Origin of the sequence: Mesorhizobium sp. M0040, assembly GCF_040323505.1 — a bacterium.
Lineage (GTDB): Bacteria > Pseudomonadota > Alphaproteobacteria > Rhizobiales > Rhizobiaceae > Mesorhizobium.
The window spans coordinates 21,035-44,601 of the sequence record NZ_JAMYVA010000023.1; the positions used below are offsets into that span (position 1 = coordinate 21,035).

At 62.6% G+C, this 23,567-nt stretch carries 30 protein-coding genes; 11 read left to right on the plus strand and 19 right to left on the minus strand.

What is annotated here, in order from left to right; all coding sequences use genetic code 11:
- Window positions 1-27: 27 nt before the first annotated feature.
- Window positions 28-909, plus strand: a complete 882-nt coding sequence (locus NKJ91_RS19840) for an AraC family transcriptional regulator (RefSeq protein ID WP_023678428.1) — start codon at window positions 28-30, stop codon at window positions 907-909.
- 97 nt (window positions 910-1,006) lie between these two features.
- Here NKJ91_RS19840 and NKJ91_RS19845 read toward each other — a convergent pair whose 3' ends face one another.
- From NKJ91_RS19845 to lgt, 6 genes are all read right to left on the minus strand, one after another.
- The gene (locus NKJ91_RS19845; RefSeq protein ID WP_023678427.1) at window positions 1,007-1,942 is read right to left on the minus strand and encodes a ribose-phosphate pyrophosphokinase; all 936 of its coding nucleotides are present in this window, start codon (window positions 1,940-1,942) and stop codon (window positions 1,007-1,009) included.
- Window positions 1,943-2,195: 253 nt separating this feature from the next.
- Window positions 2,196-2,816, minus strand: coding sequence for a hypothetical protein (locus NKJ91_RS19850; protein WP_023678426.1), 621 nt, complete (start codon window positions 2,814-2,816; stop codon window positions 2,196-2,198).
- A gap of 54 nt (window positions 2,817-2,870) precedes the next feature.
- The gene (locus tag NKJ91_RS19855) at window positions 2,871-4,022 is read right to left on the minus strand and encodes a M24 family metallopeptidase (RefSeq protein ID WP_352456920.1); all 1,152 of its coding nucleotides are present in this window, start codon (window positions 4,020-4,022) and stop codon (window positions 2,871-2,873) included.
- Window positions 4,022-4,810 (minus strand): peptidoglycan editing factor PgeF, encoded by a 789-nt coding sequence (pgeF, locus tag NKJ91_RS19860; RefSeq protein ID WP_023678424.1) that lies wholly within the window; start codon window positions 4,808-4,810, stop codon window positions 4,022-4,024. Before pgeF ends, NKJ91_RS19855 begins: the two co-directional genes overlap by 1 nt.
- A gap of 139 nt (window positions 4,811-4,949) precedes the next feature.
- Window positions 4,950-6,038, minus strand: a complete 1,089-nt coding sequence (locus NKJ91_RS19865; RefSeq protein WP_352456921.1) for a class I SAM-dependent methyltransferase — start codon at window positions 6,036-6,038, stop codon at window positions 4,950-4,952.
- Complete coding sequence (gene lgt / locus NKJ91_RS19870; RefSeq protein ID WP_352456922.1) at window positions 6,035-6,886, minus strand: prolipoprotein diacylglyceryl transferase; 852 nt, start codon at window positions 6,884-6,886, stop codon at window positions 6,035-6,037. The genes NKJ91_RS19865 and lgt overlap by 4 nt, the downstream gene beginning before the upstream one ends.
- Window positions 6,887-7,017: 131 nt before the next feature.
- Between lgt and NKJ91_RS19875 the strand changes: the two genes are divergently transcribed.
- The 3 genes from NKJ91_RS19875 to NKJ91_RS19885 all read left to right on the plus strand — a co-directional run bounded on the left by NKJ91_RS19875 (window position 7,018) and on the right by NKJ91_RS19885 (window position 8,518).
- Window positions 7,018-7,320 (plus strand): accessory factor UbiK family protein, encoded by a 303-nt coding sequence (locus tag NKJ91_RS19875; protein WP_023678421.1) that lies wholly within the window; start codon window positions 7,018-7,020, stop codon window positions 7,318-7,320.
- A gap of 331 nt (window positions 7,321-7,651) precedes the next feature.
- Window positions 7,652-8,152 (plus strand): type III secretion system chaperone family protein, encoded by a 501-nt coding sequence (locus tag NKJ91_RS19880; RefSeq protein WP_023678420.1) that lies wholly within the window; start codon window positions 7,652-7,654, stop codon window positions 8,150-8,152.
- A 6-nt stretch (window positions 8,153-8,158) separates the two neighbouring features.
- A complete protein-coding gene (locus NKJ91_RS19885) occupies window positions 8,159-8,518 on the plus strand; it encodes a tRNA-binding protein (RefSeq protein ID WP_352456923.1) in 360 nt (119 codons plus the stop codon).
- 12 nt (window positions 8,519-8,530) lie between these two features.
- On the opposite strand, the gene NKJ91_RS19890 is transcribed toward NKJ91_RS19885, so the two are convergent.
- From NKJ91_RS19890 to NKJ91_RS19905, 4 genes are all read right to left on the minus strand, one after another.
- Window positions 8,531-9,553, minus strand: a complete 1,023-nt coding sequence (locus NKJ91_RS19890; RefSeq protein WP_352456924.1) for a glycosyltransferase family 4 protein — start codon at window positions 9,551-9,553, stop codon at window positions 8,531-8,533.
- Between the two features lie 205 nt (window positions 9,554-9,758).
- The gene (locus NKJ91_RS19895) at window positions 9,759-11,174 is read right to left on the minus strand and encodes an ATP-binding protein (protein WP_352456925.1); all 1,416 of its coding nucleotides are present in this window, start codon (window positions 11,172-11,174) and stop codon (window positions 9,759-9,761) included.
- Window positions 11,175-11,225: 51 nt separating this feature from the next.
- Window positions 11,226-11,945, minus strand: a complete 720-nt coding sequence (locus NKJ91_RS19900; RefSeq protein WP_023678415.1) for a response regulator — start codon at window positions 11,943-11,945, stop codon at window positions 11,226-11,228.
- The gene (locus NKJ91_RS19905; RefSeq protein WP_352456926.1) at window positions 11,932-12,459 is read right to left on the minus strand and encodes a MarR family winged helix-turn-helix transcriptional regulator; all 528 of its coding nucleotides are present in this window, start codon (window positions 12,457-12,459) and stop codon (window positions 11,932-11,934) included. The genes NKJ91_RS19900 and NKJ91_RS19905 overlap by 14 nt, the downstream gene beginning before the upstream one ends.
- Before the next feature lie 249 nt (window positions 12,460-12,708).
- Between NKJ91_RS19905 and NKJ91_RS19910 the strand changes: the two genes are divergently transcribed.
- The 3 genes from NKJ91_RS19910 (at window position 12,709) to NKJ91_RS19920 (ending at window position 14,877) form a co-directional block, all read left to right on the plus strand.
- Window positions 12,709-13,602, plus strand: a complete 894-nt coding sequence (locus NKJ91_RS19910) for a branched-chain amino acid aminotransferase (RefSeq protein ID WP_352456927.1) — start codon at window positions 12,709-12,711, stop codon at window positions 13,600-13,602.
- A gap of 145 nt (window positions 13,603-13,747) precedes the next feature.
- Window positions 13,748-14,059, plus strand: a complete 312-nt coding sequence (locus tag NKJ91_RS19915; RefSeq protein ID WP_023678412.1) for a hypothetical protein — start codon at window positions 13,748-13,750, stop codon at window positions 14,057-14,059.
- Between the two features lie 176 nt (window positions 14,060-14,235).
- A complete protein-coding gene (locus NKJ91_RS19920) occupies window positions 14,236-14,877 on the plus strand; it encodes an MBL fold metallo-hydrolase (protein ID WP_352456928.1) in 642 nt (213 codons plus the stop codon).
- A 69-nt stretch (window positions 14,878-14,946) separates the two neighbouring features.
- On the opposite strand, the gene NKJ91_RS19925 is transcribed toward NKJ91_RS19920, so the two are convergent.
- The 3 genes from NKJ91_RS19925 to NKJ91_RS19935 all read right to left on the minus strand — a co-directional run bounded on the left by NKJ91_RS19925 (window position 14,947) and on the right by NKJ91_RS19935 (window position 16,203).
- A complete protein-coding gene (locus NKJ91_RS19925; RefSeq protein WP_352456929.1) occupies window positions 14,947-15,357 on the minus strand; it encodes a BA14K family protein in 411 nt (136 codons plus the stop codon).
- 192 nt (window positions 15,358-15,549) lie between these two features.
- On the minus strand, window positions 15,550-15,762 hold the full coding sequence (locus NKJ91_RS19930; protein WP_006202521.1) for a cold-shock protein: 213 nt from the start codon (window positions 15,760-15,762) through the stop codon (window positions 15,550-15,552).
- A 228-nt stretch (window positions 15,763-15,990) separates the two neighbouring features.
- Entirely contained in the window at window positions 15,991-16,203 is a 213-nt protein-coding gene (locus NKJ91_RS19935; RefSeq protein ID WP_006202520.1) for a cold-shock protein, read from the minus strand.
- 491 nt (window positions 16,204-16,694) lie between these two features.
- Between NKJ91_RS19935 and NKJ91_RS19940 the strand changes: the two genes are divergently transcribed.
- Window positions 16,695-17,096 (plus strand): Kazal-type serine protease inhibitor family protein, encoded by a 402-nt coding sequence (locus NKJ91_RS19940; RefSeq protein ID WP_352456930.1) that lies wholly within the window; start codon window positions 16,695-16,697, stop codon window positions 17,094-17,096.
- Between the two features lie 138 nt (window positions 17,097-17,234).
- Here the strand turns inward: NKJ91_RS19940 and NKJ91_RS19945 are convergent, their stop codons facing one another.
- Both NKJ91_RS19945 and NKJ91_RS19950 read right to left on the minus strand, forming a co-directional pair.
- Window positions 17,235-17,480 carry a hypothetical protein gene (locus tag NKJ91_RS19945; RefSeq protein WP_023678408.1) on the minus strand — a complete coding sequence of 82 codons (246 nt, stop codon included), beginning with the start codon at window positions 17,478-17,480 and terminating at the stop codon, window positions 17,235-17,237.
- Window positions 17,477-17,743 carry a hypothetical protein gene (locus tag NKJ91_RS19950; RefSeq protein WP_023678407.1) on the minus strand — a complete coding sequence of 89 codons (267 nt, stop codon included), beginning with the start codon at window positions 17,741-17,743 and terminating at the stop codon, window positions 17,477-17,479. The genes NKJ91_RS19945 and NKJ91_RS19950 overlap by 4 nt, the downstream gene beginning before the upstream one ends.
- A 367-nt stretch (window positions 17,744-18,110) precedes the next feature.
- Between NKJ91_RS19950 and NKJ91_RS19955 the strand changes: the two genes are divergently transcribed.
- From NKJ91_RS19955 to NKJ91_RS19965, 3 genes are all read left to right on the plus strand, one after another.
- The gene (locus NKJ91_RS19955; protein ID WP_023678406.1) at window positions 18,111-18,293 is read left to right on the plus strand and encodes a hypothetical protein; all 183 of its coding nucleotides are present in this window, start codon (window positions 18,111-18,113) and stop codon (window positions 18,291-18,293) included.
- Between the two features lie 10 nt (window positions 18,294-18,303).
- Window positions 18,304-18,570, plus strand: coding sequence for a DUF1488 family protein (locus NKJ91_RS19960; RefSeq protein ID WP_023678405.1), 267 nt, complete (start codon window positions 18,304-18,306; stop codon window positions 18,568-18,570).
- A 184-nt stretch (window positions 18,571-18,754) separates the two neighbouring features.
- Window positions 18,755-20,410 (plus strand): tetratricopeptide repeat-containing sulfotransferase family protein, encoded by a 1,656-nt coding sequence (locus tag NKJ91_RS19965; RefSeq protein ID WP_352456931.1) that lies wholly within the window; start codon window positions 18,755-18,757, stop codon window positions 20,408-20,410.
- Here NKJ91_RS19965 and NKJ91_RS19970 read toward each other — a convergent pair.
- From NKJ91_RS19970 to NKJ91_RS19985, 4 genes are all read right to left on the minus strand, one after another.
- Window positions 20,397-20,750, minus strand: a complete 354-nt coding sequence (locus tag NKJ91_RS19970; RefSeq protein ID WP_352456932.1) for a DUF1428 domain-containing protein — start codon at window positions 20,748-20,750, stop codon at window positions 20,397-20,399. The two genes, NKJ91_RS19965 and NKJ91_RS19970, sit on opposite strands and share 14 nt — an antisense overlap.
- Before the next feature lie 56 nt (window positions 20,751-20,806).
- A complete protein-coding gene (locus tag NKJ91_RS19975) occupies window positions 20,807-21,235 on the minus strand; it encodes a VOC family protein (RefSeq protein ID WP_352456933.1) in 429 nt (142 codons plus the stop codon).
- 125 nt (window positions 21,236-21,360) lie between these two features.
- Window positions 21,361-21,534, minus strand: coding sequence for a hypothetical protein (locus NKJ91_RS19980; protein WP_023719167.1), 174 nt, complete (start codon window positions 21,532-21,534; stop codon window positions 21,361-21,363).
- A gap of 104 nt (window positions 21,535-21,638) precedes the next feature.
- Window positions 21,639-23,168, minus strand: coding sequence for an ABC-F family ATP-binding cassette domain-containing protein (locus NKJ91_RS19985; RefSeq protein WP_352456934.1), 1,530 nt, complete (start codon window positions 23,166-23,168; stop codon window positions 21,639-21,641).
- Window positions 23,169-23,567 lie beyond the last annotated feature (399 nt).

The window sequence follows — 23,567 nt, forward strand, 5'->3', positions numbered from 1 at the left end:
AATAGTTTCGCAAGTGGGCCATAGCTGATGCCGCATGGCAGGGAAATGTTCAGAGCGGGCGACACCGATCTCGGGCTGTTGCATGAGCGTCGCTGGCAATGGCTGGAGCAGGCCGTAGGGCCGGCTGTGGCGCTGCCGACCGAATATCCGGACGGCTACCATGTGCCACGGCACCATCATAGCCGCAGCCAGTTGCTGCACGCGCTGGTCGGTGTCGTGCTGGTGACGACGCGGCATGGGCGCTGGATGGTGCCTCCGGACCACGCGATGTGGATCCCCGCCGGCACCGAACATTCCGTCGAGATGCTGGGCGACGTCAGCATGCGGTCCGTCTATGTGATGCCGGAGGCCATTCCCGGCCTGCCGGACGGGTTGCGTGTCGTCGGCATCACCGACCTGATGCACAGCCTGATCGTGGAATCGGAAAAGCTGCCGCAAGGCGCCGAGCTGGAGGGGCGGGGCGGACTGATCATGAAGCTCCTGCTGCACGAAATCCCGAACCTGCCGGAACGGCCGCTCGGCCTTCCGTTCCCGTCCGATGCAAGGCTGGCGACGCTGTGCCGGCGCTTCGTCTCGGCACCGTCACCGCATGCGACGATCGACGAGTGGGCCGCTATCGTCGGCATGAGCCGCCGCTCTTTCACCCGCGCGTTCCACCGCCAGACCGGATTGTCGCTGTCGACCTGGCGTCAGCAGGCCTGTCTGTTCGCGGCGCTGCCACGGCTGGCCGACGGCGAGCCGATCACGAGAGTGGCGCTCGATCTCGGCTATGACAGCGTGCCGGCGTTCATCACCATGTTCAAGCGCATGCTGGGAGCATCGCCACGCGGTTACATGCGGGGCGCCCGTGACGCTGGCGAAGGTGTGCGACGAATAAGCGGTCCGGCTCGGCCTGAGTCGCAGCCCTGAAGGGCGTCGCGTTCGACCGGCCTCATGCGACGCGCTTTGGGTTCTTGCTTTTATGCATGTCGTTATCGCAAAACCGCTGCACTTTGCGCGACACGCATTAATCGAACAGGCTCGAAACCGATTCCTCGGTCGCCGTGCGCGAGATCGCCTCGCCCATCAATTCGGCGATGGAGATGACGCGGATATTGGCGGCGTCCAGCACTGCCTGGGTCGGCTGGATGGAATCGGTGATGACCAGTTCCTGCAGTTTCGAGGCGCCGATGCGGGCGATGGCGCCGCCGGACAAAACGCCATGGGTAGTATAGGCGGTGACACTGGTGGCGCCGTCGGCAAGCAGCGCATCGGCCGCATTGCACAGCGTGCCGCCCGAATCGATGATGTCGTCGATCAACAGGCAATCCTTGCCGCGCACGTCACCGATGACGTTCATCACTTCCGATTCGCCGGGGCGCTCGCGGCGCTTGTCGACGATGGCAAGCTGGGCGTCGATGCGCTTGGCGAGCGCGCGGGCGCGGACCACGCCGCCGACATCCGGCGACACCACCATGACATTGGCAAGCTGCTTGTATTTCGCCTTTACGTCGCGGGCCATGACCGGCACGGAAAACAGATTGTCGGTCGGGATGTCGAAGAAACCTTGAATCTGGCCGGCATGGAGATCCAGGGTCAGCACCCGGTTGACGCCCGCCCTCGTGATCATGTTGGCGACCAGCTTGGCCGAGATCGGTGTGCGGCCCGAGGCGCGGCGATCCTGCCTGGCATAGCCGAAATAAGGAATAACTGCAGTGATGCGCTTGGCCGAGGAGCGCATGAAGGCGTCGATCATGATGAGCAGTTCCATCAAATGATCGTTAGTCGGGAACGAGGTGGACTGCAGGATGAAGACGTCCTCGCCGCGCACGTTCTCCTGGATCTCGACGAAGATTTCCTGGTCGGCGAAGCGCCTGACGCTGGCCTTGCCCAGCGGAATGTTGAGGTAACGGGCGACTGATTCGGCCAGCACCCTGTTGGAATTGCCCGCGAAGAGCTTCATGCACCGTTCCTGGCGAAGGATTGAGAGACTCCGATAGCACTCCAGCCTCTTAGTCGGGCTTTTAGCGGCCCGCGCCGGTATTGCAAGCGTCGTGAATGGGAATCCGCCGGCTAATCTCAATAAACGCTTACGGCTTGAGCATGCGGCGATAGAGCCAGTTCCATGCCGACGGAATCGGGATAGCTTCTAACTTTCAGTCTGAGCATGCTCTTTTTCGAAAACCGGATTCCACTTTTCGGAATCACGCTCCAGGTCAGCCGGCGCCGCCGCCAAGCCAGGTGGCGAACTGGTCGATTGTCTGGTCGGCAATTGCCTGCATGGTCGCCGGCGCGACCGCCGTCCAGCCTTCGCCGCCGCCAACAGAGGGCGCCTTCTGCTGGCCGTTGATGCGATGCAGCCGGTTGCCGGCCGGGTCATAAATGTCCCAGACATAGATGACGGTAGTGTCCTTGCCTTCCGTCATGGTCGAGAAATAGCCCTTGAGCACATGCGTAGGGGTCTGGTCGGTGCTGCCGGCCAAGGTGATGCCGCGCTGCCTGGCGCGTGTCTGAAGCTCGGCGGTCAGCGGAGTCGCGGCTTCTACCGAGGCGCCGACGATCGGCGCCACCTGCAGCCGGGTCCGCGCAATGGCAGCCGCGCTTTTGGCGGGCGGCACGGCTGCTGCAGCGGAAGGCTGCGCTGTATCTGCAGTTTGCGCGGTGCCGGCAGGCTGAGCCGGAGTTGCGGGGGGCGTTGCGGCACCTCCGGCTCCGGAGAGCGATTGCGTCGATTGCGGGGCAATGGCCGAGGGTTCGAGAACGTCCTTCGCATTGGTGCAGGCCGCCAGTGCCAGCGCCACGAGCAATGACACGGTCGTCACATGCGATCGTCTCATTAGCCTGAAAACTCCTTGGCGACGAACGCCCCTCACATTCTTTCCATTATGGATTCACTGCACGATCAAGTCGAGATCATGGCGGGACAGCGGCTTCGGCTGGGATTCGGTGGTCAGATAGGTGCGGCCAAGCGTCATCGCGGTTTCGGTTTCGGAGTCCATGATGATCATATGGGCGAACAGCGTCATGTTCGGCGCAATCGGTTCGGGATTACCCTGATAGAACATCGGCATATCCATCCAGGACGGGGTGAAGCGGGCGCCGAGCGAATAGCCGCAGGCATTGAGCCGGTGCTTGGTCAAATTGTGTGCTTCGAGGGTGCGGGCATGGGCGTCGAACACGTCGCCGAACGTATTACCGGGCGTCATCGCCTTCTCGACTGCAAGTAGCGCGGCGCGGGCGGCATCGAACAATTCCTGTTGGCGTTTCGATACCTTGCCGGTCAACACCGTGCGCATCATTGCCGCATGGTAGTGGTGGAAGACACCGGCCCATTCGAGCGTCAGCTGGTCGTTCTTGGTGAGCTTGCGGCGACCGGCCTTGTAGCGGCAAAGCAGGGCGTCGACTCCGGAGCCGATGATGAACTCGTTGGCCGGATAATCGCCGCCGCCGGCAAAGATCGCACCTTGCATGGCGGCGAGGATCAGCGCCTCATCGCCGCCCTGCTTGATCAGCGGCAGTGCTGCGTCCAGCGCGTCGTCGGCCAGATTTGCGGCTTTTTCCGCCTTGGCGATTTCTGCCGGGCTCTTGAACAGCCGTAGCCGGCTGACAATGCCGGAGGCATCCGCGATCTGCCCGAAGGTCTGCAACTGCTCGTCGAGGCGCCGGCCATTATAGGCGGTCAGGCCGTGGGTGTCGTATTCGACGCCGATCCGGGCGCCGAGCAGGTCAAGCTCGTTGAGCAGATTGCGCAGATCTACCGCCGGATTGGCGCCGTTGCGGTCCGTCCACAAAACGATGTTGTCGATGATCGAGGTGTGGCGCGCCTGGCGCAAGTCGGCCGAACGCGTCAGCAGCACCATCGAGCCGTCGGCCTTGACCACCAGGCACTGGAAAAAGCAGAAGCCGAAGGTGTCGTAGCCGGTTAGCCAATACATGCTTTCCTGGGCAAACAGCAGGACGGCGTCGAGCTTCTTTTCGGCGATCTCGATCATCAGTCGATCGCGCCGCGCGTCGAATTCCGAGCGTTCGAAATGCAGCGCCATCAGTCAGCCTCCAAAACGATTGCCGAAACCTGTCGCCCGTAGTCGGGCTCGTTGCGATGCGTGCTGCGCCGATAGGAGTAGAAAAGCTCTTCCTCGGCATAGGTGCAGCGGCCAAGTCCTTCGGCGTTGACGCCAGCCTTGGTCAGCCGGTCGACCGTGTAGCGGTTGAGATCGAACATCGCGTGTCCGGCAGTTGCGGAGGGCGCGAAATAGCGAGCATTGCCGGCATCGGCGTCGACGAAACGGGCGACGAATTCCGGTCCGACTTCGTAATTCCGTGGGCCGATCGAAGGACCGAGCACTGCGACGATGCGGTCGCGCCGGGCGCCGAGGCTTTCCATTGCCGCGATGGTGTTTTCCAGCACTCCGGTGAAAGCGCCTTTCCAGCCGGCATGGGCGGCGCCGATAATGCGCGCCTCGGCGTCGGCGAAGAGGACCGGTCCGCAGTCGGCGGTCGAGGCACCGACGGCAATGCCCGGCCGGTCGGTGACAATGGCGTCGGCCTTGGGCCGCTCGCCGGCAAAAGGCTCCCTGGCAATGACGACGTCCGGCGAATGAACCTGGTGAGCGGTCAGCAGATGGTTTGCAGGCACGCCCATCCATTCGGCGACCCGGCGGCGATTCTCGCGCACCAGCGTCTGGTCGTCGTTCGAGCCGGTGCCGATGTTGAGGCCCCGGTAGATGCCGCTGGAAATGCCGCCGACTCGCGTGAAGTAGCCGTGGCGGATGCCTTGCGCCGTTTCCAGCAAGGGCGACCGAACGGGATCCGGTTTGGTCTGATTCAGCATGGCGGCTTTGTTGTCCGTATGGGCGATTTCGTCAAGCGAGTTGAAGGGGCGCAGTTGAAGGCTGGTCAGTTGAAGGCTGGCGCAGTTGATGTCGGGCGCTAGTCGGAGACGGGAGAGTGAGAGAGGCGGCAGCGAAAAGTCAATCCGTGCTTGGAAACGGCGGAACGGCAATGCCGGCGGGGAGGACGGCAAGCACCTTGAAGAGTTCGCCCATGGCCAGCGGGCCGGCGAGGCGCTCGACGTCGGCCGCGATCTTTTCGCGAGCTGCCTCATCGGCATTGGCGCCGAGCCGGCCAGCTCGTTCGAGAAGCCCCATCTTGAGCAGGAATTCACCTTGCGTTGAGAGGTGGGCATCGAGGCTGTGTGCCCGAACGGTTGCCGCGAGGGCAGCGAAATCGACATGGGCTGTGAGATCGGCCTGCCCCGGATTGGCCAGCACGTCCTCATGACCGTGCTTGCGCAAGGCCTGCAAGGTGTCGCCGATCCCGGGCTGGAGGTGACCGTAGTCGAGAAACAGGCCGGCGCCGCCAAATCCGGCAAGTCGCCCGGCGATGGCCGCCATCAGGGCGGCGCGGGCTGGCGCCACCTCGACGATGGCACCTTGCGGCGCATTCTCGGCACCCTCCGGCAGCAGCATCGGGTCAAGCGAGCCGGCGCCGACGAAAAAGCGCAGCCGGTTCGCATCGTCGAGACCGATCATCCGCTCGCGCCAGCCGGCCCCAGCGCGGACGAACTGGCGGATGGGCACGGCGTCAAACAGCTCGTTACCAACAATCAGAAGCGGCCCCTGCGGCAGTGTGTCGACGGCCTCATGCCAGGCGATGGTGGCCGACGTCCCGGCAAGCGTTCGTTTCTGGACCTCGGTCAACCGCAGACTGGTCTCGATCAAGGCGAACGATGCGCTGGCGGTAAGCGTCCGATCGAGCCGCGAAAGCGTGCGCAGCATATCTCTCATCAGCGTGCCGCGGCCGGGGCCTATTTCGGCGATGGCGACCGGCGTCGGCCGGTCGATCGCCAGCCACGCCTGATAGAGCCAGATGGCGACCAGCTCGCCAAACATCTGGCTGACCTCCGGCGCGGTGACGAAGTCGCCGGCGGCGCCGAACGGCTCACGTGTCGTATAATAGCCGTCCTGCGGATCGAACAGGCAGAGCGCCATGTATTCGCTGATGGGGATCGGTCCCACGGCACCGATCAGCTCGGCGATGCGGGTCTTCAGCCGCGTCATGCCGGCTGCGGTTTTGTCACCGGCTTGGCTGTAGCCATCGCCCAGATGCCGGCCAGCACCATCGGCAGTGACAGCACCATTCCCATGGTCAGCCAGCTCGTGCCAAGGAGGTAGCCAAGCTGCTGGTCGGGCTCGCGAAAGAATTCGACGAAGATGCGCGAGGCGCCATAGCCGGCGATGAAGGCGCCGCCGACGAAGCGCGGCGCCTTCAGCTTGAGCCGCGAATGGGTGAGGAAGCGCAGGACAAGGAACAACACCAGCCCTTCGAGGAGCGCCTCGTAGATCTGGCTCGGATGGCGTGCAAATGGGCCGCCATTGGGGAATTCGAATGCCCATGGAACGTCGGTCGGCCGGCCCCATAGTTCGGAATTGATGAAGTTTGCCAGGCGAACGAGGCCAAGCCCCACCGGCACGCCGGCGGCAACCACGTCGAACAGCGACCATGTGCGGATGCCACGAGACCGGGAAAACAGCGTCATTGCGAGAATGACGCCGAGCAGGCCGCCATGAAACGACATCCCGCCCTGCCAGACGGCGACGATATCGAGCGGATTGGCAATGTAGCGCGGCAGGTCGTAGAACAGCACGTAGCCGGTGCGTCCGCCGAGCACCACACCGATGGCTGCCCAGACGATGAAGTCATCGAGGTCGACGGGCTTCATCGGCAGGGTGCCGTCGGGCCAGAGTTTTGGGTTGGTGACGAGGCGCTTGGCGTACCACCACGCGAACAGAATGCCGACGATGTAGCCGACGCCGTACCAATGCACCGCCAGCGGTCCGATCCGGACGATGACCGGGTCGATGTTGGGAAAGGGCAGGACGGCCAGCGGCAGCAAATATTCGCTCAACAGGGTCTCCGGGTTCCCAATCAGGTTCGGGCGCGGACCATGCGGCAGGCTTTTGGCGGGGTCAAGGCAAGCATATGCTTGCATTCCGAATCGCGCGCCACTACGTCAATTCGACCAAGCGAGGATTTGCCATGGCGACCGGACCGAACCGCATTCTCGATGAATTCGCCAAGCTGATGACCGATGCAGCCGGTGCCGCGCAAGGCGTGCGGCGCGAGGTGGAGACCGCCTTCAGGGGCCAGGCCGAGCGCATACTCAACTCCATGGACGTGGTGCAGCGCGAGGAATTCGAGGCCGCTCGCGACATGGCGGCGAAGGCCAGGGAAGAAAACACCCGCCTCGCCGCTCGCATCGAGGCGCTCGAGGCCAGGCTTGCCGAATTGACCGGTCAAGCAGCGCCTGCGGCTGCGGCAAAGCCGCGTGCAAAAAAATAACAAGAAATAAATCGTTAAACTTTTCCACAAAGCCGGATCGCAAAAAGCGCTTTGTCGTGAATCGCTTACCGGTACTGCGTGAATCTTTGTGACAGCGCCTTTCCACATGCGAATGACGCAGTGCGAAAAATTTGGCTGGTCACGCGACTCCCGATCAATAGACTGAATTTGTTGCATGATTCGGAGCAGGGTCATGCGCCGGGCGGTGGGGTCCGGTCCGGGGTCTTTGCGTTCACGAAGTCCTGGCCGTCCGAGTTCTAGGCAGAATTGTTCGAGTGTGCCTCTCCCGCGGAGCGTGTGGTGGCGCTCCCAGAACGACAGGAAGCATTTCATGGAACTTCTCGAACTCGAATTCTCCCGCGAAATCCATCCGGTGGATGTTATCGAGCAGGTGGCGCACAACAACGATTGGTCCTTCGAGCGGGCCGGCGACGACGAGATCTCGATCTCGGTTGCCGGAAGCTGGACCGACTACCACGTTTCATTCTCCTGGATGGAGGACTACGAGGCGCTGCACCTGGCCTGCGCCTTCGACATCAAGGTCCCGGAGGCGCGCGCGCTCGAGGTGATGCGGCTGCTTTCGCTGATCAACGAGCAGATGCTATTTGGCCATTTCGACCTCTGGGAGCAGGAAGGCGCCATCATGTTCCGCCAGTCGCTGCTGCTGGCCGGTGGGGTCGAGCCGTCGAGCCAGCAGGTCGAGGTGCTGCTGTCGTCGGCGCTGGAAGCCTGCGAATGCTATTTCCAGGCGTTCCAGTTCGTCGTCTGGTCGGGAACTTCGGCCAAGGATGCGTTGGCCGGCGTGCTGTTCGAAACCTACGGAAACGCCTGACCGTCGATGAGTTCGAGCAACGCGCGAAAACCCGAGATCAGCTTTGCCGATTTCGACCGCGTCGACATCCGCGCCGGCACGATCGTCGAGGCCGAGCCTTTTCCCGAGGCGCGCAAGCCGGCGATCAAGTTGAAAATCGATTTCGGTCCCGTGATCGGGGTGAAGAAATCCTCGGCCCAGATCACGAAATACTATACGTCCGAAGCCCTGATCGGCCGGCAGGTGTTCGCAGTGGTCAATTTCCCGCCGCGTCAGATCGGGCCATTCATGTCGGAAGTGCTGACGCTCGGCTTTCCTGACGAGGAGGGCGCCGTTGTCCTTGGCGCGATCGAGCGCAAGGTGCCGGACGGCGGCAGGTTGTTCTAGCTGCGTTGTTGTTCACGCAGCCAGTTTACGCGTGGTACCCAGCGCTTCTTCGACCGTTTCCATGAACATTTCCGCGCAGGCCTTCCAGCTGTAGCGCATCGCGCGTTGCCGCGCCTCGGCGCGGTCGACGTGAAGGGCGGCGAGCGCTGCTTGCCGCAGGTCGTCCGACACCGCGCCGCCGATGCCGTCACCCACAATATCGATCGGTCCGGTGACGGGATAGGCTGCGACCGGCGTGCCGCTGGCCAGCGCCTCGATGATGACGTTGCCGAACGTGTCGGTACGGCTGGGGAAGACGAAAACATCGGCCGAGGCGTAGATCTCGGTCAGTTCGTCGTTCGGACGATGGCCAAGGAAATGGGCATCGGGATATCTGGCCTTCAGCTTCGCCAATTCCGGCCCTTCGCCTACGACCAACTTGCTGCCGGGCAGGTCGAGGTCTAGGAAGGCCGGCAGGTTCTTTTCGATCGCGACGCGGCCGACGCAGAGGAAGATCGGTCCGGGAAATCCCAGGTCCTTTCTTTTGTCCGGCCGAAAATGATCGGTGTCGACGCCGCGCGTCCACGGCCGGAGCTTGGTGAAGCCGCGCGCCGCAAGATCGTCGGCAAGCGACTGGGTGGCAACCAGCGTGCCCTGTCCTGAATTGTGGAAATCACGCAGCCAGCGATAGGCCCATGCTTCAGGCACCGGCAGGCGCGCGCTCAGATATTCCGGAAAACGTGTGTGATAGCTGGTCGTGAACGGGCGGCCGGCGTTGCGGCAGTAGCGCCGGGCCATAATGCCGAGCGGTCCTTCGGTGACGATATGGATGTGGTCCACCTTGCGCGCCTCGATCAGCTGCGCCACGCGGTGCGGCGTCGTCAGCGCCAGCCTGATATCGGGATAGGTCGGCAGCGGCAGGGTGCGAAAGATATTCGGCGTCAGGAAGTCCGTCTCGATATCGAAGGATTTCAGGGTCTCCGAGAGGCGCTCCAGCGTGTGGACGACGCCGTTGACTTGCGGGCGCCAGGCGTCGGTGACCATCAGGATGCGCATGGCGGTCCCTTGGCGGCAAGCTTGATTGGCTTGCCGCGATGCCTGAACGGCGACCACGCCGCCACTCTGGCCTCGCACCGGCGCACCCGGACAGGCGCGGGGTCGAAATGAGGCCGCAGGGCCGAATCAATCAGGATCGCGCGCTTCATTGGCGCTCTTCACCATGGTTTCATGACGGGCCGATGAAGGCCGGGTGTCGCTGCCGTCAAGCGGGGACCTTGATCACCGCCCGAAGGCCGCCGAGCGGGCTGCGTTCGAGGACGATGTCGCCGCCATGGCTGCGGGCAATGTCACGTGCGATGGAGAGGCCAAGGCCGGTGCCGCTGGCGTCGAGGTTGCGGGCCTCGTCCAGCCGCACGAACGGCTTGAATACATCCTCTCGCTTTTCGGGCGGAATTCCCGGGCCGTCATCGTCGATGGTGACGAGCAGCGAACCGCGCCCATGATTGGCATTGATCTCCACCGACTTGGCATAGCGGAATGCATTGCCGACGACGTTGGACAGCAGCCGGGCAAAGGCATTGGGGCGCACGTGCACATGCGGATCGCCGACGAGCACGGTCGACAGCTTGCGCTTGCGCAGCGCGGCCTCCTCGCGAAGCTTATCGAAGAAGGCTTCGAGATCGAACTGGCCGGCGTCTTCCGAAGCTTCGCCGCGTGCAAAGGCAAGGTAGCCTTCCAGCATCGACTGCATGTCGTCGATGTCCTGGTCGAGTGCCTGGGTATCGGCTGCCTTGGTCCCGGCAAGCGCCAATTGCAGCTTGAAGCGGGTGAGGATGGTCCTCAGATCGTGGCTGACGCCACTCAGCATGGCGGTGCGCTGCTCGAGCTGGCGTTCGATGCGTTCGCGCATCTGGATGAAGGCAAAGCCGGCGCGGCGGACCTCCTCGGCTCCGCGCGGGCGAAAATCGCGCGGCATCGGCCGGCCCTTGCCGAAGCTCTCGGCCGCCTCGGCCAGCGTCAGAATCGGCCGGATCTGGTTGCGCAGGAAGGGAATGGCGATCATCAGCAGCACCAGCGAGGTGCCGACCATCCAGATCAGGAAAATATGGGTGTTCGATGCATAGGCCTGGCTGCGGCGCACGAAGACGCGCAGCACCTTGTTCTCGAGCTGGACGCGGACCTCGACGATATTGGAATTGCCGACCGTATCGATCCAGAACGGACGGTTGATCTGGCGGGTGATCTCGGACGAAAGGATCTCGTCGAGGATCGAGAAGAACGGCTTTGGCCCGGGAGGCGGCAGCGGGTCGGGCGGCAGGAGGTCGACCTTCAGCTGCATGCGATCCTGGGCGATGCGGATGACGTTGGCGTAGTCGGCGTCGTGAGGATAGGTCTCTATCAGGTCGATGATGGCGGCGATGTCGCGCACCGTGGCCTGCGACAGGCGCTGCGTCACGGTCTGCCAGTGGCGCTCCATGAAGACAAAGGCGACGACCGACTGCAGCATGATCATCGGCGCGATGACGATGATCAGCGAACGGGCATAGAGCCGCTTCGGCATGTAAAGCGACACCAGGCGCCAGAAACGGTTCCAGGCGCGCGGCACGGCCTTGAGCGCCCGCGTCGCGCGAGCGCTCAAGCCGCCATCTCCCGGCCGTTCGAGTTGCGTGGTCGCCATTCGTCTTTTCGCTCACCGGCGGCCCGGCAAAGGACCGCTGTCGGCGGCATTCTATTCCACGCTGAGCCGATACCCAATACCGCGCACTGTCTGCAGCCAGACCGGATTGGACGGATCGCGTTCGATCTTGCGGCGGAGCCGATTGATCTGGACGTCGATCGTGCGCTCGCCGACCTCGGATTCATCGCCGACAAGCTCATGCCGCGGTATCGTCTCGCCGGCACGGGCAGCGAAGATCGCCAGGATTTCCTGCTCGCGGTCGGTCAGCTTGAGCGCCTCGCCGCCGCGCTTCAGCTCACGCCTGGCGATCTGGAACGTATAGGGGCCAAAGACCAGCTGTTCGACCTTGGGCGTTGTCGCGGGGCCGCCGCGGCGCAGGATATTGTTGATACGCAGGATCAGCTCGCGCGGGTCGAACGGTTTAGGCAGATAGTCGTCGGCGCCGGCCTCGAGCCCGGTGATCCGGCTGTCGGTTTCGGACAGTGCGGTGAGCATCAGGATCGGCACGTTTTTCTCCGCCCGCAGCGCCTTGGTGAGGTCGACGCCACTTTCACCCGGCATCATGACGTCGAGCACGATCAGATCGAAGTCGAGGCCGGCGAGCTTGCGCCGCGCCTCGCCGGAATTTCCGGCGACGGTGACGCGAAAGCCGTTTTCGGTCAGATACTGTTTCAGAAGATTGCGGATACGGGTGTCGTCGTCGACCACCAGCAGATGCGGCGCGTCGTCTTCCGGTGCTGTCGGATGATCAACCCTCTCAATGGTCTCCATGGTTTTTCCCTGACATCTTTGCGGGCACAATGTCGATCTGCGCCCTTAGTTCCGGATTGACCATCGCTTCAAGGAACCGTTCGATAACGGCGCGTTCGGTGGCTCCGGAATCTTCCAATGCAGCATGGATGCGGCGCGACTGTGGCCGCGCCAGCGCCAGCGCCAGGGCACGGCCCTTGGCTGTCGGGTAGAGTTCGCGCTGGCGGCGGTCGCGAGGGCCCTGCAACTGCACGATATGGTCGGTGTCGATCAGTTGCTTGAGCACGCGCGCCAGGCTCTGCTTGGTGATCTTGAGCACGTCGAGGAGCTCGGCGACCGTCAGCCCGGGCCGGCGATTGACGAAATGCAGAACCCGGTGATGGGCACGGCCAAAACCGTAATCGGCCAGGATCTGGTCCGGATCGGAGGTAAAGTCGCGATAGGCGAAGAAAAACAACTCGATGATGGCGAAATCGATGCCGTCCTCGTCGGTGATCGCCGTCCTGATCGGTTCTGCGGCTGCGTGGCTCGTCATCTTTTCTCCGTGTGAAGCAGGAAATTATGTCAGCACTATTGACGTATTTTCCGCGCGATGCTAATTTTTGGCAAGCTTTTCGGCGGATTGCGAACGAAAAGGCAAGCGAAGCCGTTTTTTCCGGAACTTCCTGAGTTTGCCAGACCTTAAATATCCGCCTACGCTTTGAGACAATGGCCGCCCACAGCGGCCGAAACGAAACACGCAACGACACAATGATGTGCGGGCCGCCGCCCGCGGGAGGTTACCATGGCATCCGTTCCCTTCGACCAACTGGACGGCTTTATCTGGATGAACGGCGAATTCGTCAAATGGGCCGACGCCAAGATCCACGTCTTGACCCACGGGCTGCACTACGCCAGCGCGGTATTCGAGGGCGAGCGCGCTTATGGCGGCGAAATTTTCAAGCTGACCGACCACACCGAACGCCTGCATGAATCGGCGCGCCTGCTCGGCTTCAAGATACCCTACTCGGTCGCCGAGATCGACGACGCCTGCCGCTCGCTGTTGAAGAAGCAAGGTTTCCAGGACGCCTATGTCCGGCCGATCGCGTGGCGCGGCAGTGAACAGATGGGCGTTTCCGCACAGAACAGCCGGATCAACTGCGCCATCGCCATCTGGCAGTGGCCAAGCTATTTCGACCCGGCGCAGAAGCTCAAGGGCATCCGGCTCGACATGGCCGAATGGCGCCGCCCCGACCCGCGCACCGCACCGTCGAAATCGAAGGCGGCCGGCCTCTACATGATCTGCACCATGTCCAAGCATGCCGCCGAGGCCAAGGGCTATGCCGACGCCATGATGCTCGACTGGCGTGGCCAGGTGGCGGAAGCGACAGGCGCCAACATCTTCTTCGTCAAGGACGGCAAGATCCATACGCCCAAGCCTGATTGCTTCCTCGACGGCATCACCCGCCGCACGGTCATCGACCTTGCCAAGGACCGCGGTGTGGAGGTGATCGAGCGCGCCATCATGCCGGAGGAGCTTGAAGGCTTCCACCAGTGCTTCCTCACCGGGACGGCGGCCGAGGTGACACCGGTTTCGGAGATCGGTCCGTACCGATTCGAGGTCGGCGATATCGCCAAGACATTGATGAACGACTATTCTGCGGCGGTTCAACCCAACCACGCGATTGCTGCAGAATAACGAAAGTCACAGGTTTTTTATCAAGTAGGGGCGGTTTTCGGGCCGCCCCTTTTATTTAAGCGTTTGCGCATTTGACTTTCATTCAATTCGGCGTCTCATGATGGCGTCGGCCTGGGAGGCTGGCAGCTATGGAGGGACTGGAAATATGGATATGAACACGCTTCTTCCGATCATTATTCAGGTGATTACGGGCATCATCGGTGGCCAGGCGGTGGGTGCGGCTATCAAGAGTGCGGCGATGGGGCAGCTTACCAAAATCCTGGGAGGCGCTGTCGGCGGCGTCGGCGGTGCGGCCATCCTCAACAGTCTGCTGGGTGGCGCGGTCGATCCGGCAGCAGCCGCCACGGCGGCAGGGGCCGGCAGCGCGTTGAACATTTCAAATATCGTTGGCGGTGCCGGCGGCGGCGCCATCCTGACCGGCATCATCGGTGCGGTCATGAACGCGATGAAGAAATAAGCTTCGACGTTTCAGGTTTTCAAATGGGCGGCTTCGGCCGCCCATTTCGTTTGCCGTTTGTGGGAGCGGTGGACGCCGTTCGCGTGTGTCTCTACATCAGGGCATGGTTCAAGGTTGGAGCTCTCCTGACGCGTTCGAGGGGACGCGCAGCACTCCGACAGCGTGAAAGGACGAATATGGGTCAGCTCAACGCCGGCATCGTGCCGGTCACGCCGTTCCAGCAGAACTGCACCATCCTCTTCGACATGGACGACAGACAAGGCGTTGTCGTCGATCCGGGCGGTGACATCGACAAGGTGCTGGCGGCGCTCGAGGACAATGCGATCACTGCCGGCGCGATCTGGATTACGCATGGCCATATCGACCATGCCGGCGGGGCCATGGAACTGAAGGAGGCGCTCGGTATCGAGATCATCGGTCCGCATGCCGCCGACCGGCCGCTGCTCGCCAATCTCGAGAACCAGGCAAAGCGCTACGGCATCACCGATCCCGTGCGCAACTGTGTCCCCGACCGGTTCCTTGCCGAAGGCGAGACCGTTTCGTTCGGCTCACACGAGTTCGAGGTGCTCCATTGTCCGGGCCATGCACCCGGCCACGTCGTCTACTATAGCCGGGCTGCGAAGTTCGCCCATGTCGGCGACGTGCTGTTCCGCGGTTCGGTCGGCCGCACCGATCTGCCGGGCGGCAACCACGCCGCGCTGATCGCCTCGATCAAGGAGAAGCTTTTGCCGTTGGGCGACGACATCGGCTTTATCTGCGGCCATGGTCCCGGCAGCCGTTTTGGTGAGGAGCGGCGGAGCAATCCTTTTCTGGTCTGAAACCGCTTGCCGGAAACAAAAAGCGCGGCCTGTGCGACCGCGCTTTTTTCCGACGGGAAACTGCCTCCGCTAATTGGCGGTGCAGAAATGCTGTTCGCCGTCATAGCCGGTGAACGTGCCGGTACGGGTGTTGAAGCTCCGGTAGCGGTCCGAGCAGTATTCGTACCAGCCGCGGGTCCACGGCTCCGCATAGCTTTCGGCATAGGCCACTCGCGGCTGCACGTAATAACGGCGCACCGGGCCAGGCCTGTAGTATTCATCATCATAGGCCGGGTCGTAATAGCGGGGCTGCGGGCTGGCGAGCGCGCCGCCGATCAGGGCACCGGCCGCAAGGCCGAGCACGCCGGCCGCAACGGCGTCGCCGTGGCCGTGGTGGCGGCGGTGATGGCGCCATTCGTCGGCATTGGCCGCGGGCAAGGTCGCCAGCGTGGTCGCAACGACCGCGGCGGACAGGATGGCAGTCTTGAAAATTCGGTTCATGTCGGTCTCCTTCGTGCCGGCCCGGGTCGTTTTCGGGGGATGCGGTCCGGCTTTAACGAAGATTAATATGCGACCGTGGCTGAACGGGGGCTGAACGAAATTTGACCAGGCGGTTCATCTAACTGGGCGGTTCAAGCGTGCGGCAAACACCGCAGGCCAGACCGGCCCACGTCCATTCTGTCCGGGGGTGGTTCAGCCGATCGACAGGTTGACGGCTTTCGGACCCTTGCCGCGCTTGTCCGGCTCGGTGTCGAATGTCACTTTCTGCCCATCCTCAAGACCGGGAAGACCCGACGCCTGCACGGCCGAAATATGGACGAAGACATCCTTTGCCCCGTCGTCCGGCGTGATGAAGCCGAAGCCCTTGGCGTGATTGAAGAATTTGACGGTGCCGGTCTGCGGCATGGGAAGCTCCTTTGATCCCACAAGTCCAGTCTCGGGCCGGCAAATGCCCGGACGGAAATTTGTCCTTTATTTTAGTGCCATCGGCAAGAGAAAGTTTTGCGGCTGCGGGCAAGCATCCCGGAACACAAAAGGCGCGACGAAAACCGCCGCGCCTTTACAGAATTCAAGTTCACTCCAAAAGCCTTGCAGATCCTCACACCCCGAAAGGACGCGCGGCACGCTGTGGTTTCAGGCAGCGCGGAGATTGACCGCTTTCGGACCCTTGCCCATACGGTCGGGCTCGACATCGAAGGTGACCTTCTGACCGTCGACGAGCGTGCGCAGCCCGGAAGCCTCGATCGCCGAGATGTGGACGAACACATCCTTGGCGCCGCCATCGGGCGTGATGAAGCCGAAGCCTTTGGTAGCGTTGAAGAATTTAACGGTGCCGGTCTGGGCCATTGGGGAAACTCCTTCACCCGTGTCAGTCTTGGTGGTTCCGCCCGCCGCCTGGCGCCGTGGGCAAGTCCCGGTGGTTGCTTCGGCAGTCATGCATTGGCGCATGGGTAAAACCCCCCGCCGAAAACGGGGCTGTCAGAGATTCACAGTATCGGGGAAAGGTCGTCCAAAACGTTCCGCTCTCCGGGTCGCAAATGCCCGAACACAAAATTTATCGCACGGAAACGTGATGCTTGCAAGACACAGCCGCGGGCGGCCCCAACAGGCGCATCCCGACGCATCGCACCGATAGTCCCGGTTCTCTGCGCGGTCATCGGCCAGACTTCACCCAGGCATGGTCCAGCCAGCGGGGCAGGTGCTGTCTTGGCTTGCGCCGCCATACCGCCCTGGCTCGCCAGTTGCAAACAGGGGTTGCATCTGGCAGCGGAATGACGAGGATCGGCCTGACCCAGGCACCATTTGTGCAGGCAGGAGTTTCGAGGGAGGGAACATTCATGCGGTTTCTTGCGGCAATCTTTCCGCGGCAGGTTTTTTCCATCCTGTTCCTGTCGGTAATTCTCGCAGCCTGCACCGTCGTGGTGGATGATGAGGGGCCGGGGCCGCGCCCGCCACGGCCGGGGCCGCAATTCTGCACTAGGCAATATGACCCGGTCTGTGCCCGGCGCGGCGGCGACCGCCAGACCTTCGCCAATGCCTGCCTTGCCGAACGGGCCGGATACCGCATCATTCGCGAGGGCGAGTGCCGCGGCGGTGGTGGTGGCGGTGAGGAGCAGACATTCTGCACCCGCGAATACCGCCCAGTCTGTGCCCGTCGCCATGGCGAACTGCGCACATTCCCCAACGAATGCGAAGCCCGCGCGGCGGATTATCGCGTCGTCGATGACGGGCCCTGCTAGCGCACCGACCTACAGCCTGGCCGGATAAGCACCATCTGGGGGCCGGCGTAGAGCTCAGCGCCGTTCCCGTTGGAGATGCGCAGGCGACGCGGATCTGCGGCATCATCAGCATGTGAAGCAGCGTTGTGGCGCGTCGGCTCAGTTGGCCGGGTTGTCGACCGGTTCGAGATTGTCTTCCGTGGTGACCCGCTCATAGGTCTCCTGATCGCTGCGGATGCGATATTGCGGCGAGCCGTCCTTGACCGGCAGCCGGCTCTTGATCTGGAACAGCTCCGCGGTCTTTTGGGCAAGGCCGGTGCGGCTCTTCATGCGGACGGTCTGGCCGACGGTGAAGATATGCGCCGGCGTGTCCGTGCGCCGCGCATTCTGCTGGAAGCGGATCATGTGACATTCTCCTGGTCGTGCCGAAGCGCTGCGTCGAGCTCGGCATGGTCAATGGCGACAAGCTGGCTGGTCGCGCTTTTCACTGTCCTTGCCGGCAGATGGATGAAAGTGGCGACGCGGCGCCAGGCAGGCCAGGACATGCCGTCGATCAGTTCTTCGTCGTGGTCGATGTCATAGTCGCCGGCCGGCTGCACGCCATCCAGCCCGCCAAGCACGAAAGGTGCCGCGAAATGCGCTATGGAATGGGTGGTGCGAGCAGACATTCTTGTGCCTCGAAGTTCTCGCTTGTGCCTTGAAGTTCTCGTGCCTTGAAGTTTCTTTCCGGCCTGCCCCGGAAGCGGAGCCTGCATTGCGGTACCAGGTGTCGGCGATTTGGATAAGTTTGGCGGGCCGAGAATCCCTGACATCGCGGGGCCAAGCATGGCCCAAAACGGTTTCATACCAATAGTCTGAAAATACGGCTTATTCAAGAAGTTTTCGGCCTCTTACCCCTACCAACGTCAAATTACTTTTCTATAGTTATCCGCAGAACGATGATACGGTCCCGGTGCACCTCAAAAATTGTTTGAAGAACTTCCGAAAAAATTCCTCCGGCATTTGTATTTATCTAGCAATGGAAGGAAGAGAGTCATGAACTCCGCAAGAACACCGGATGTCCCGACAGTTGCAGTCAGTCCTGTCGCAAAGCCGATAAAGGTCTTGTCGCCGCGTCTCACGATAAGAAGCGACGAGGCGGCAAGGCGAAGGATTGCCGACACCGACGGCACGGCGCGGCGGGCGCGCCAGCTTGCCGAAAGCAACCGCCTGATTTGACGCGCAAGCCATGACGCTCAATTTTCCCAATCCCAGCCGCTCCTATGACGCGGCGGCCAAGCGCATTCGTTTCGTCGGCCATGACGGCATGCTCGAAGTCCCGTTCTTTGTCGAGGTCGCGGCACTTTCGGCGGCAAACCCGGCAGCAAGCGGAGCCGAGGCCGAATTTCTCAGCGCCTTCGACGCCAAGCGTTCGTCGATCCACGAGATTGCGCGCCAAGCCTACTCGCACGGCCGCAGGAACATGTATGTGCTGACGCCGGCCGACTTTCGGTAGGCTCCCCCGGGTTCGAAGTTTTGCTTCGTAGCGACCGCCGTCTGCTCTTGCACGCGCCGCAGCGATGGCCTAGATCGCGGCAGGCGGACAACACGGCAGGTTTCCCATCAACAGAGATCCGAGACAACCGGCAGGCGCACGTTACGGCTCAGGCGGACAGCCGCCGCTGGGGCTCGACCAGCACGTGCAGCAGGCGCTGCAGCTGCACCAGGCCGGGCGCCGGCAGGAAGCCGAGGCGCTTTACCGACAGGTGCTGGCGCAAAAGGCCAACCACCCGGCTGCTGCGCATTTCCTCGGGCTTCTGCTGCACCAGACCGGGCGCAGCGCCGAGGGGCTGGCGCTGATCGAACAATCGGTGCGTCTGCAACCGAACAATCCGGATTTCCTCAACAATCTCGGCACCGTGCTGCGCGACCTCGGCCGGGTCGCGGCCGCCGCCGATCTCTTCCGCAAGGTGGTGGCGATTCGGCCGGACCAGCTGGCGGCGCGTGACAATCTCGGCTCGTCGCTGAAGCAGCTCGGCCAATTCGAAGGCGCCGAGGATATTTATCGCGGCACGATCGGCCGTAACCCGTTCCATGTCCGCGCCCGCGTCGGGCTTGCCGAAACGCTGCAGGAAGCGGGCCGGCTGGATGAGGCACTGGCTGTCTTTCGTGAGGCGCTGACGATCCGGCCGAAGGATGCCGATCTTTTGCACGGCCTGGGTGTCGGGCTGATGGAAAAGGGAAATCTCGACGAGGCTGCGGATCTTTTCAGGCAGGCGCTGGCTGTGGACCCCGGCATGGCGAGGGCCTGGCTGATGCTTACCCAGGTCAAGCGCCAGAAGGAGCGCGACGCCGAGCTTGCCCGCATGGAGGCGGAGCACGCCAAGGCGCCGCAAGGCAGCCTGGCGCGCATGCAGCTTTCCTTCGGCCTCGGCAAGGCCAATGACGACCTCAGGGATTATGGCCGCGCTTTCGACTATTTCGCCGAAGGCAACGCGATCCGCCGCCAGGGCATCGACTACGACGCCGGCAAGACGCGCGGCGAGTTCGAGGCGATGAAGGCGGTGTTCGACAAGGCCTTTTTTGAAAGGCACAGGCCGAGCGGGATAGCCGACGACACGCCGATCTTCGTCGTCGGCATGCCGCGTTCCGGCACCACGCTGGTCGAGCAGATCATCGCCAGCCATCCGCAGGTCTATGGCGCCGGCGAGCTCAGCATATTGAAGACGGCGGTCGGCAAGCAGTTTCCGCTCAGCATGAAGGGCGGCTTTCCCTGGGGCATCGCCGACATGCCCGACAAGGCCTATGCCGAGGCCGGCCAGGCCTATCTCGACATGCTGCACGCCCGCTATCCGGGTTCTCGGCACGTCACCGACAAGATGCCCGGCAATTTCCTCTTGGTGGGCTTCATCCATTTGATGCTGCCGAAGGCCAAGATCATCCATTGCGCGCGCGATGCGGCGGCGACCTGCCTGTCGATCTACAAGGTGCACTTCCGAGGCGACAGCCATCGCTACGGCTACGATCTCGACGAGCTCGCCGATTTCCACAATCTGTACACCGACATCATGGCGCACTGGCACGCGGTGCTGCCTGATGTCGTGCACGACGTTCGCTACGAGGATTTCGTCGCCGACCAGGAAGGCCAGTCGCGGGCGCTGATCGCCCATCTCGGCCTGCCGTGGGCCGACGCCGTGCTGTCGTTCCACCAGACCGACCGGCCGGTGCGAACGGCGTCGGCTGCGCAAGTGCGCCAGCCGATGTATCAGGGCTCGGTCGACCTGTGGAAGCGCTATGGCGACCGGCTGAAGCCGCTGCACGACAAACTTGATCGAGGGGCGCCTACAGCTCGATGAAGGGCTGAAAACCGCCAAAGATCATGCGCTTGCCGTCGAACGGCATGGTCTCCCAGTCCGACTTGAGGCGCGGGTCGGCCATCACCTTGGCCATCACCGCGTCGCGACTCTGGCGCGATTCGTAGACCACCCATGAGAAGATGACGACCTCGTCGTCCTTGGCCTGTACGGCGCGCGGGAACGAGGTGAGCTCGCCATAAGGGACGTCGTCGCCGACGCATTCGAAGTAGGCAAGAGCACCGTGCTCCTTCCAGACGGCGCCGCCGGTTTCCGCCAGCTTCTTGTAAGCATCGAGCTTTGCCTTCGGTACGGCAAGTACGAAACCGTCGACATAGGACATCTGATTTCCTCCTGGGTAGGTTTCCTTCTCCGGCAAAGGGCAAAGGAAAGAACGTGCTACGCCTTCTTCACCGGTGCGTTCATTGCCCATTCGACGCCAAACGGATCACGCATATTGCCCCAGCGGTCACCCCAGAACATCACCTGCAACGGCACGACTTCCTCGCAGCCAGCCTCGATGGCCCGCTGCCACCAGGCGTCGATATCGTCGCTGCCGAGATGGAGCTGCATGGTGTAGCCCTGCGGCTTCACAACGGCCATTCCATGCTCGGGATAGAAGTCGGAAAGCATCAGGGTCGAACCGTTGATGTGGAGATGGATATGCATGGTACGGCCCTGTTCGTCCGGCGGATAGGCAAAGACCTGCTCGGCACCGAAGGCCTTTTGGTAAAATTCGGCGGCTTTGAAAGCGCCGTCCAGCTGAAGGTAGGGCGTCAATCCGCCAAGCACTTTGGCGGCGGGCTGGGTCTGCGGCTGGTCATTCATGTCATGCTCCTCTTTGCGTCTGGTTTGCCTTTGCGAACCACAGGACGAACGGAACGGCGACGATCCTACACCGATGGTTTTTTGGATTCGAAATGGCGCCTGTCGCGACGGCCAACTGCCACCTTTCAACCTTCGATGCGAATCCGCGGGCTGTTTTGCGCGTCGACGACGATTTCCGGCCAGCCAATATCTTTGCGCAGCTCGATCGGCAATGAAAGGATGGCGCGTTCGCTGCGATAACGGGCGCGAGCCGCCGAGTAACGCGTCACGGCGTGACCTATGGATGACAGAATAGACATGATGCTTTCTCCTCGATTGGCGCCGGCATCACCGTGTCGGCAACCCAAGGACGTGGCATGCGATCATCATCCGACAGAGCGCCGGAATTTTTTTCCGCAAGCCTTCAGCCGCCGGCTTCGGCAACCTCCCGGAAGAACTCCTCCGGGCTGTCGATCTCGGTCAATCGCCGTTTCTCGATCAGCCAGAAGCGGTTGCCAACCGCGCGGATGAAGGAGCGGTCGTGCGAGGCAAGCAGGCAACTCGCCTGATGTTCCAGCAATTCCGCTTCCAGTGCTTCCTGACCATCGATATCGAGATGATTGGTCGGCTCGTCGAGTAAATAGAAATTGGGATTGGCGAGCCTCAGCGCCAGCATCATCAGCCGCGCCTTCTGTCCGCCCGACAGCACGCCGATCCTGCGCTCCTGCATGTCGATGCTGACGCCGGCGCCCGCCAGCAGCGAGCGGGCGTGCTGCTCGCCGACATCGAATCTGCGCGAGAGCATCGCCAGCGGCGTGTCGTCGCCGCCGATGCCCGACAATGCCTGGTCGCTATAGCCGAGCACCGTCGACGGCGTCACCTTCAGGCTTTGCGCCGCCGTTTCCGGCTCGACGATGGCGTTCCGGATCAGGCCGATCAGCCGTGACTTGCCGACGCCGTTACGGCCGAGCAGGACGATGCGGTCGCCTTGGCAGATGTGGCGCTTGCCGGTGCTGAACAGAACCGTGCCGTCAGGTGTTCCGACCACCAAATCGTCGAGCGTGATCAGCACCTTGGCATGGCTGCCGCGATTGGCGAGCTTGATCGCGCCCGCCGATCTTTCGCGGTGTGCCGGCGCTGCCGCTTCTTCCAGACGCTCTGCCCGCTGGTTGAGCTGCTTGGTCTTGACCGTCAAAAGGTCGCTGCCGGAATTGATGCCGATATTGTTGAGCTTGGCGGCCTGCCGGCGCAGCTGCTGCGCCACTTTCATGTCGCGCTGGAATTTGCGCTCGGTCGAGGCATCGACTTCGCTCAATGCGTCCCTGGCTCGTGAATAGGGCAGCGAGAATACCGGCGACTGTTCGGGGCGCAGGAACAGCGTCCGGTTGGTCGTAGCATCGAGAAAAGCGCGGTCGTGGCTGGCAATCACCAGCGGCACCTCACGTGGCAGCGCGTTCAGCCAGGTCTCGAGCTGGCTGATCTTGCCGAGATCGAGGTGATTGGTCGGCTCGTCGAGAAGCAGGACGTCGGGGTCGGTGACCCAGACGCGGGCGATCAGCGCCAGCCTTTGCCAGCCGCCGCTCAAGGCCCGCATCGGCCGCGCTCGCATCGGCTGCGGCACGTCGAGCGAGTCGAGAACCACGTCAACGCGCCATTGCTCGCTTTCGGCCTGCTCGGCCGGCAAGGCGTCGGCCACCACCTCATGAAAGCTACGCCCGGCCAAGGCTGCGGGGACGACTTGCTCGACATAGCCGACGCGCAGGCCGCGCGTGCGGGTGATGTCGCCTGATGTCGGCTCCATCTCGCCGGTCAGGCACTTCAGCAAAGTGGATTTGCCCCGACCATTGGCGGCGACGATGCCGAGCCGGTCGCCGGTGCCGATGGTGAGGTCGAGGTTGGAGAAGAGCGGCGCACTCATGGTGACGCCGAGAGACTTGAGGCTGATCAGGGCCATGTCGATTTCTCTGGTCTGTCCGGAGCGAATTCCGGTTCAATGCACTTTGACGGTGCGCAGGCTGGCCATCAGGCTCAGCGTTGCAGCACCACGAAGGGCGGACCAAAAAAATCGAAGCGGGAAGAAAAACCCGGACCGTCTCTGGTCAGCCCTGCAAGCAAGCTCGCAGGGCAGGGACAGGGCCGCGCTGACGGTGGTGAGAAAATAACACGCAGCCCTCCTTTCAAGACGTTCGAGTTGTAGAAACTGGCTACACCAAGGGTAGGGCCGATGGCAAGTGGCTAGGCTCCCCCTTCTCCACTTGTGGGAGAAGGTGGCCGCGAAGCGGTCGGATGAGGGGTGCTCCAGCTTGGCACCGACGGCGATCCGTCCAGCACCCCTCAACCGTCTCGGCGCTGC

Coding starts and splice junctions, on each gene's coding strand:
- NKJ91_RS19840 (WP_023678428.1), top strand. CDS start 28: ATGCCGCATGGCAGGGAAATGTTCAGAGCGGGCGACACCGATCTCGGG.
- NKJ91_RS19845 (WP_023678427.1), bottom strand. CDS start 1,942: ATGAAGCTCTTCGCGGGCAATTCCAACAGGGTGCTGGCCGAATCAGTC.
- NKJ91_RS19850 (WP_023678426.1), bottom strand. CDS start 2,816: ATGAGACGATCGCATGTGACGACCGTGTCATTGCTCGTGGCGCTGGCA.
- NKJ91_RS19855 (WP_352456920.1), bottom strand. CDS start 4,022: ATGGCGCTGCATTTCGAACGCTCGGAATTCGACGCGCGGCGCGATCGA.
- pgeF (WP_023678424.1), bottom strand. CDS start 4,810: ATGCTGAATCAGACCAAACCGGATCCCGTTCGGTCGCCCTTGCTGGAA.
- NKJ91_RS19865 (WP_352456921.1), bottom strand. CDS start 6,038: ATGACGCGGCTGAAGACCCGCATCGCCGAGCTGATCGGTGCCGTGGGA.
- NKJ91_RS19875 (WP_023678421.1), top strand. CDS start 7,018: ATGGCGACCGGACCGAACCGCATTCTCGATGAATTCGCCAAGCTGATG.
- NKJ91_RS19880 (WP_023678420.1), top strand. CDS start 7,652: ATGGAACTTCTCGAACTCGAATTCTCCCGCGAAATCCATCCGGTGGAT.
- NKJ91_RS19885 (WP_352456923.1), top strand. CDS start 8,159: ATGAGTTCGAGCAACGCGCGAAAACCCGAGATCAGCTTTGCCGATTTC.
- NKJ91_RS19890 (WP_352456924.1), bottom strand. CDS start 9,553: ATGCGCATCCTGATGGTCACCGACGCCTGGCGCCCGCAAGTCAACGGC.
- NKJ91_RS19895 (WP_352456925.1), bottom strand. CDS start 11,174: ATGGCGACCACGCAACTCGAACGGCCGGGAGATGGCGGCTTGAGCGCT.
- NKJ91_RS19900 (WP_023678415.1), bottom strand. CDS start 11,945: ATGGAGACCATTGAGAGGGTTGATCATCCGACAGCACCGGAAGACGAC.
- NKJ91_RS19905 (WP_352456926.1), bottom strand. CDS start 12,459: ATGACGAGCCACGCAGCCGCAGAACCGATCAGGACGGCGATCACCGAC.
- NKJ91_RS19910 (WP_352456927.1), top strand. CDS start 12,709: ATGGCATCCGTTCCCTTCGACCAACTGGACGGCTTTATCTGGATGAAC.
- NKJ91_RS19915 (WP_023678412.1), top strand. CDS start 13,748: ATGGATATGAACACGCTTCTTCCGATCATTATTCAGGTGATTACGGGC.
- NKJ91_RS19920 (WP_352456928.1), top strand. CDS start 14,236: ATGGGTCAGCTCAACGCCGGCATCGTGCCGGTCACGCCGTTCCAGCAG.
- NKJ91_RS19925 (WP_352456929.1), bottom strand. CDS start 15,357: ATGAACCGAATTTTCAAGACTGCCATCCTGTCCGCCGCGGTCGTTGCG.
- NKJ91_RS19930 (WP_006202521.1), bottom strand. CDS start 15,762: ATGCCGCAGACCGGCACCGTCAAATTCTTCAATCACGCCAAGGGCTTC.
- NKJ91_RS19935 (WP_006202520.1), bottom strand. CDS start 16,203: ATGGCCCAGACCGGCACCGTTAAATTCTTCAACGCTACCAAAGGCTTC.
- NKJ91_RS19940 (WP_352456930.1), top strand. CDS start 16,695: ATGCGGTTTCTTGCGGCAATCTTTCCGCGGCAGGTTTTTTCCATCCTG.
- NKJ91_RS19945 (WP_023678408.1), bottom strand. CDS start 17,480: ATGATCCGCTTCCAGCAGAATGCGCGGCGCACGGACACGCCGGCGCAT.
- NKJ91_RS19950 (WP_023678407.1), bottom strand. CDS start 17,743: ATGTCTGCTCGCACCACCCATTCCATAGCGCATTTCGCGGCACCTTTC.
- NKJ91_RS19955 (WP_023678406.1), top strand. CDS start 18,111: ATGAACTCCGCAAGAACACCGGATGTCCCGACAGTTGCAGTCAGTCCT.
- NKJ91_RS19960 (WP_023678405.1), top strand. CDS start 18,304: ATGACGCTCAATTTTCCCAATCCCAGCCGCTCCTATGACGCGGCGGCC.
- NKJ91_RS19970 (WP_352456932.1), bottom strand. CDS start 20,750: ATGTCCTATGTCGACGGTTTCGTACTTGCCGTACCGAAGGCAAAGCTC.
- NKJ91_RS19975 (WP_352456933.1), bottom strand. CDS start 21,235: ATGAATGACCAGCCGCAGACCCAGCCCGCCGCCAAAGTGCTTGGCGGA.
- NKJ91_RS19980 (WP_023719167.1), bottom strand. CDS start 21,534: ATGTCTATTCTGTCATCCATAGGTCACGCCGTGACGCGTTACTCGGCG.
- NKJ91_RS19985 (WP_352456934.1), bottom strand. CDS start 23,168: ATGGCCCTGATCAGCCTCAAGTCTCTCGGCGTCACCATGAGTGCGCCG.